This is a genomic window from Spirochaetales bacterium (genome assembly GCA_016930085.1).
Taxonomy (GTDB): Bacteria; Spirochaetota; Spirochaetia; order SZUA-6; family JAFGRV01; genus JAFGHO01.
Genome location: JAFGHO010000128.1, coordinates 51,279 through 58,714, shown reverse-complemented (window position 1 = coordinate 58,714; position 7,436 = coordinate 51,279). Strand labels below are relative to the sequence as shown.

Annotated in this window: 3 protein-coding genes; 2 read left to right on the top strand and 1 reads right to left on the bottom strand. The window is 42.0% G+C overall.

All coding sequences use genetic code 11. The annotated features are described in order from the left end of the window. On the bottom strand, positions 1–1,307 hold a 1,307-nt coding region (locus tag JW881_21450; GenBank protein ID MBN1700091.1), incomplete at its 3' end, for a hypothetical protein. 902 nt (positions 1,308–2,209) lie between these two features. On the opposite strand from JW881_21450, the gene JW881_21445 reads away from it, so the two are divergent. Continuing rightward, positions 2,210–3,463, top strand: coding sequence for an endo-1,4-beta-xylanase (locus tag JW881_21445; protein ID MBN1700090.1), 1,254 nt, complete (start codon positions 2,210–2,212; stop codon positions 3,461–3,463). 291 nt (positions 3,464–3,754) lie between these two features. Then, entirely contained in the window at positions 3,755–7,426 is a 3,672-nt protein-coding gene (locus JW881_21440; GenBank protein ID MBN1700089.1) for a YvcK family protein, read from the top strand. The last annotated feature ends 10 nt before the right edge of the window (positions 7,427–7,436 follow it).

Below are 7,436 nucleotides of genomic sequence, written 5' to 3'. Positions count from 1 at the left end.
GAAAGGAAAACGCCGTCGCCGAACGTTCCGGCAAAAATATTTTCACCGCTTACTGCAAGACTGTAGACACAGGTGTTTGTCAAACCGGCATTGACCGCTTTCCAGCTTTCTCCATTATCTGAGGAAAGGAAAACGCCGCCGCCATTGGTCCCTGCGAAAATATTCGGTCCGCTCGCAGCAAGAGAGAAGACATACGGATTGGTCAAACCGGAATTGATCTCTTCCCAACGATCGCCATTGTCTGAGGAAAGAAACGCACCGGCGCCGTTCGTTCCGGCGAAAACGTATTTGCCGTTTTCAACAATTGATCCGACAAAGGTATTCGTCAAACCGGCATTGACCTTCCTCCAGTTTACACCGTTGTCGGCGGAACTGAAAACTCCCCCGCCGTTCGTTCCGGCAAAGATATTCGGGCCGTTTATGAGGAGAGCGTAGACAAATGTATTGGTCAGGCCCGCATTGACCTTCTTCCAGTTTGCGCCGGTATCGGAGGAAAGAAAAACACCGCCCGGGGTTCCGGCGAAAATATTCGTTCCGCTTACGGCAAGCGTATAGATATATTCGTTTGTCAAACCCGAATTGACCGCGGTCCAGCTTGCGCCATTGTCGGTGGAACGGAAAACACCGCCGCCGTAGGTCCCTGCGACAATCGTCGTCCCTTGCAGGGCAAGGGAATTTATATGGGTGTTCGTCAAACCCGAATTCACCGGAATCCAGCTTGCACCGATATCTGTTGAAAGAAAAACGCCTCCGCTTTCGGTTCCGGCAAACATATTGTCGCCGTTTATGGCGATGGAGGTGACATTCATGTATGCCAGACCCGCGGTGACCGCACGCCAGTGAGTGCCATCGCCGGTGATAAGAAAAAAGCCGCTTCCGGTACCGGCGAAGATATTCGGGCCGCTTGCTTCAAGGGAGGAGGTATACGTATGTATCAGCGATGAATCGATCGGCTTCCAGTTCGCACCATTGTCGGCGGAAAAAAAAACGCCGCTTCCGGTACCGGCAAAGATATTCGGGCCGCTTGCTGCAAGGGAATAGACATTTTTACTCGTCAAACCCGAATTGACTTCACGCCAGGTCTCACCATTGTCCGTTGATAGAAAAACACCGCCGCCTTCGGTTCCGGCAAACATATTAATGCCGCTGACCGCGAAGCAATGGATGTAGCCGCCATAGGGGCCGCCGGTCTGTATCCATTGTCCGGAAGACGGGTTTTTGGGAACACAAGATAAAAAAGCGAACAATAGAAAAGACGCGATTAATAGAAGATGAAAGCGTAGAAGAGTCCGGTACATCGTTTTCATAATTTTTTCTCCATGATCGACGCATTCCAATGCAATTTCACAGCGTATAGTTGAATTTCAGGATTAATGTTACTATAGTACCAGAAGATGATTAGAAAAGCAATATCAGGTTCAATCATAATTATTGTATTTATTTTTTTCTTTATTTTTGATGCACATGTAGCTCAATCATCGACGACTCACATATCGATTAAAATAGCACTTATTTTACTGCTTGCAATTATTTCATTTAATTTCATAGGATTTCCTGTAAAGATACTGAATGTAATTAGTGATTGTAACGATAGATAATTAAATATAAATTTCAAGAATTTTATCTATGGGATTTTTATACCTTCAGGTGTTTTAATATCGATTTGTGATTTATTGACCAATATAATTGTTAACCATGACAGAACTCAAATATTTATCGGATATATAAATTCGTTTATTCCCTATATTCTTTCTATTTTATTTGCAATATTATTAACAAAAAACAATTCATACATAAAAAAACTGGAAATGATAGATCAATATTTTTCACCTATTTACTACAGAAAGATATACGATTGTATGCTGGATCAAGTATATATTGAATTGTTGAACAAAGGATTCCTGAGAATCGATGCCGCTGAATCCGGACGTGATCGTTTCCGTCAAAAAACTGCGGACTGATCCCGAAGATCAGGTGCGTAACGTCGTTTTTGATTTTATACGAATGCTTACCGATACAAATGATGTTCTATGAATCTCCGATCGTATCCGGCGCCCATTATTTCAGGCAAAAATAAATTGACTAACCCGTTGCATTACTTTACACTTTTCCGGACAGATATGCAAAGCGTACGATGGAGGTATATATCGTGAGAGAAATATGCAGGGTGTTGAAAAATAAAGGATATTTTACGGTTACGGGGTTTTTTTTGTTTTTGCTGATCTTGGTCGGAACGATATCCGGCTGCGGTTCTTCGGGAAATACCGTCATCGAAGATACCGGCACTTCGGAAGCAGCCGCTGTTGCCGAAGATACCGGCGCTCAGGAAACCGCCGCTGATGCCGAAACTGCCGGTACGGTTGACGATACCTGTATCACCGAAGACACAACAACGTCTCTCTATAAAAAATATGCCGATTATTTTCCGGTCGGCGCGGCGGTCGACTCCCGGTCGTACAAAGACGCCCATGTCTATTTACTGAAAAAGCATTTTAACAGTATTGTCTGCGAAAATGAAATGAAGTGGGAGTCGTTGCAGCCGAGTGAAGGTGTGTTTCGCTATACCGTGGCCGACAGTATCATCGGGTTTGCCGAAGACAATAATATGACGGTCCGCGGCCATTGTCTTGTCTGGCATAATCAGACTCCCCGCTGGGTGTTCCGGGATGCGTCGAACGCACGGGTCTCGAAAGAAACGCTTCTTGAAAGGATAAGAAATCATATCACCAACGTGATGACCCATTTCAAGGGAAGGATTTGCTGCTGGGACGTTGTCAATGAAGCGATCGCCGGCAACGACGGGAACGGAAACGACGCGGGAGAGGACCTGTCACGTGTCGAATCCTGGGGGTATCGCAACAGCGAATGGTACACCATATGCGGCGAAGACTATATCTTTGAGGCATTCAGGGCCGCTCGTGCCGCCGATCCAGGCGCGCGGCTGTTCTATAACGACTACTGGAATTATCTCGATGAAAAACGGGAAGCGATCATTGTCATGATCAAAAAATTACAGGCCGAACATCTGATTGACGGCGTGGGGTTGCAATGCCACCTGAATATCAGTGTCGCACAGGAAAAAATTTCGAACCAGACGATATTTCAGACAGTCGAAAACCTCGAAAAAGAAATCAGGGCATACGCCGCGCTGGGGCTTGAGGTTCAGATTACCGAACTCGATGTTTCAATGTACACGAGGGATTACACCTCGAGCGACAAATCGAGGTGGTATACGGAAGCCGAATTGAATGACGAACTGGAAGATAAACTGGCAGCCCGTTACGAAGAATTCTTTAGTATGTTCCGAAGAAACGGCGAACTCATCACCAATGTCACTTTTTGGGGAATCGCCGACGACAACACATGGCTGAGTGAGTTCAGTTCGGGCAGGCCGGATCATCCTTTGTTGTTCGACAAACACCTCAAGGCAAAGAAGGCTTTTTTCGCGATTACCGATTTTTAGCAAAAGAGGTTTTTTCGCATATAACCCGAATGACGCCTTCGCGGTGTTTGATGTGTCCTTTTTTTAAATATAGCCGTTAACGGAGGTATTGAAACGGATAGGAGAAAAGACGGTGCATGAAAAAAAAGCATGGACGCCGATCGATTTTGCATGGTCTCTTGAGCATGGGCCATTCTTTGGATTTTTGCACAAAATCTCAATGTCTGTTGTTGTCTTAATGTCGGTGTCAGTAACGCGATTATTATTTTATTACCGAATTAATTATTAAAGAAATCAAGTCGGAGTGTAATCATGAAGGAAGAATATTTGGATGTATTGGATGAAAATGGAAATCCACTCGATACACCGGTCAAAAGATCTGAAGCACATCAAAAGGGGATATGGCATCGGACTATATCGATATTTGTCATAAACTCTTGCGGAGAAATATTGATAGAACAGAGAAGCAAACACAAAGATTTGTTTCCCGGATATTACGATATCGTCGGGGGACACCTCAAATCCGGTCAAAATCCTCTTGATGCAGCAGTAGAAGAAATATATGAAGAAATATCTTTAAAAATAAAAAAAGATCAACTCGAAGCCATTTCAACTGATGATGAAGTGATCGAACGTGTAATCATACCGGAAAAAGGTATTATTAATCTTGAAAGAAAAACAATATACATTTTAAAAATAACAGGCCAACATGAAGATCAGATAATTCACCATGCAACGGAACAAGCCGCATTGTCACCGGAAGAATTGAAAGTGAAAGGGTGTATGGGCGAAGTTTCCCACATCGAGTTTTGGTCATGGGAACAGCTTATAAAAGCCTTTTATTCACACTCTGCTTCTGTATTAGCAAGCGGAATATATTCTTCACTTTCGATACATTCGATTCGTAAAAAGCTAGAGGTTTACTGTAAAGAATGTAGGATGGAAAGTTCAAAAAGATTTCTCATCAAATATCCGTTTGTTTCCCGCTATTTCGATCACGAAGAAGGCTTTACAATCAGCCTGCTGAATTATTTTTATGATCCCCCGGGCAAGAAGGCGAACATCTCGACGGTATATGAAATATTTCGGCATGGCACCAATCAAATGGCTGGTTCTTATCAAATGGGACAATTTCGGAGACGTTTTTTAGACAATTCATTCTGGAAAGAAAAATATAATGATCCCTGCGAAATATATATTGACAATTTGCTGGAATCGATTGCATATAATCGGAATAATGAATTTCGTGATTATTTAAAGGCGGTTGAACCAAAAATAAAACAATTTGTATCGGATTTTATGGAATTGCCTTTATCAAACGGTTCGCGATTGAGGGATTCATTGAGTAATCTGCAGGATATCGAAGTTGCCCGCTGTGCGGTATTGAGATGGCTGGAGAATGATTCCGATATTATTTCCCGTGAAGTATTGAAATATCCTACTCGGACAATAACAAAACAATGCCTTGAGCTGGGAAAGATACTTTTTAATGATCATAAGGGGAAAATACCGGAAAATGGATTTGAACGTTTACATTATTTAATTAAGCTTGGGCTGAGTGCATCTAAAGCAGATTTTAATAATCCGTATTTTCAGAAAACGCTGCGAGAAAAAGATATTAGTGAAAATATCCGTTTCAGTATTCAGGAATTGTCACCAAAACTCGGAGGAATGCATTTTTTATCTGATTTTTATCAACGATATATAAAGGATGAACCTGTTATAGATATTGTTTACCTTCCGGGTACGGCCGAACAAGCCATTGTCAGTATCGCAATCGTCCAGGAGATACTTGATCAGAATAAACATGCACGAATTAGATTTATTCCAAAGTCAGGATTCCCGGGCAATGATTTATCCTATCATGAGACAGTTATCCTCATGGATTCATTGGATGATTATTTTAGAAATCTCCTGGTTCAATATACAGGACGGTTTGAAATACTCAACAACGGACCGCGTATCCACGGTCTTGACCCGGCAAATCTGGATAGAGATGTCGCGCAAGCAATTGCCGCTTCGGATGTGATTGTAGCTGAAGGCCAGGCATATGCTGAAATTCGTGGATGGAAAAAACCAGTATTCATTGCTTTCAGGGTAAATGGACGGGTCGCAAAGGCGATACATGGCGATACTGCGGAAGGTGAATGCGGGTTTGTAAGGTTGACACCCGGAGTAGATCATTTTATCAGTTTCAGTGACGAGGATAACGGTATTCATGAAACATCTTCTTTCATTCTTCAGACAACGGTAAACTATGTCAAAGCCATACTACATGAAAATTTTAAATTAATTGTCAAATACATATACCGTGGCAATCTGGAGGAAGCGATAAAGCGTATACAAATAGAGGCAAAAAAACTCAAACGGACATTTACAAGCATCATATTAGGGATCATGGATGAATTACCTGGAGAAAAAGAAATACGGGAATTCCGACAGCGTCATTATCCTGTATTTGCGATAGGAGGAGGAGGGGGATTTAGTGCCGTAACCCTCAGGGCATTAAAACAATTGAAGATACCGACAGTCGCAGGTGTTCCATGTACCGATGACGGGGGTAGTACCGGTTTGTTACAAAATGCACTGAAAAAGGAACGTGGATTTGTATTTGGAGTGGGTGATCTCGCCGCCATTCTTCAGGACGCTATGGATAACAACGGGAAACAGGCTATTCTGTCGTTCCGCTTTTCGGAAAATCCTCCATCGATGGTTGAAGGTGTCATCAATCGAATAAGTGATGAGTTGTTATCATCGACATCTGATATCGGCACAGCCGATGATTTCCTTTCTTTTGTTTCTAATCAGCTAAATCTGGCCAGAATAATTGACGAACGTTTTTTAAAAGGTGTCAGTTCAATTTTACCGCTGAGAGATTCAAGCATTCGAAACTTGAATGTTATCGCGGCATTTGAATTATTCGATGCACTCGGCAACAGGAAAAGAATAAATACCAGACAACAAATTTCCGCCTTGATAATACTTGAGAAAGCCCTTGCATTATCTCCATTGATATTGTCGATTCCCGTATCATTTGATGAATGCTCGCTTTATCTTGATTATGAAAAACCCGTCCCCCGATTAATTAAAAAAGCGTATAAAGATGCCTATGACGGAGTCAATAACAGGATAACCGGTCAAAAGTATATCGATAAATTCCCCCATAATGGCGGAAGAAAAATGACAGGGATAGTAAGTCCGATTGGGAAACCGCCAAAAAGCAACAGGGAATATATAAGATTATTGAAATCTTCCGAACTCATCATAATGGGAGCCGGTTCTCTTATCAGCAGCCAACTCTCTCAGCTTGTCATCCCCGGAGTCATCGATGTGTTTCTTGAGGCACAGGATAAACGGCGCATCCTCATTCTCAACCATGTGAAAATGGATGAAACCAGGCAGATGACCGTTACTGATCATGTTCGCTTTATCGAAAAGGTAGTCAATAAATATTGTTCCGTAAAACTAAAGAATAAATTAACATCATGTAACCGTGAAATTAGGATTTCGGATATTTTCACGGATATTGTCGTTCCACGGATAATTGCAAAAGAACTTGAAGGGGAGATGAAAAAAATAAAATATGTATGGATAAAACCGGATCTTGCAAAATTCAAGGACGGGACAAAGCGTTTCCCGAATAAATATGTCGATTTTCTGAATAAAAACAAGGATATAATAAGGAAATATCATATTACCGATATGGAAATGGAAATATTGTCTTACCTCGACCAGCCGGAAGAATTGTATTCTCACAGAAGCGAAAAAGGAAGATACCGCGGAGCTTTATACGCTACAAAAAAAGACTTCGATTACCTATTAAAACAAGGGATACAACTGCGAAATATTCACGAAGTTGATTCAATAGGTAAAAATGTTAAAATAGTCAAGTCAAAAGGTGCAACGCGTGTAGAATATTTTCCGGGGTTGATTCCCGAATCACTCATGGGTATTTTCCGTATTGCGCTGGAAAGGGGGATGTAAGCCGTATATA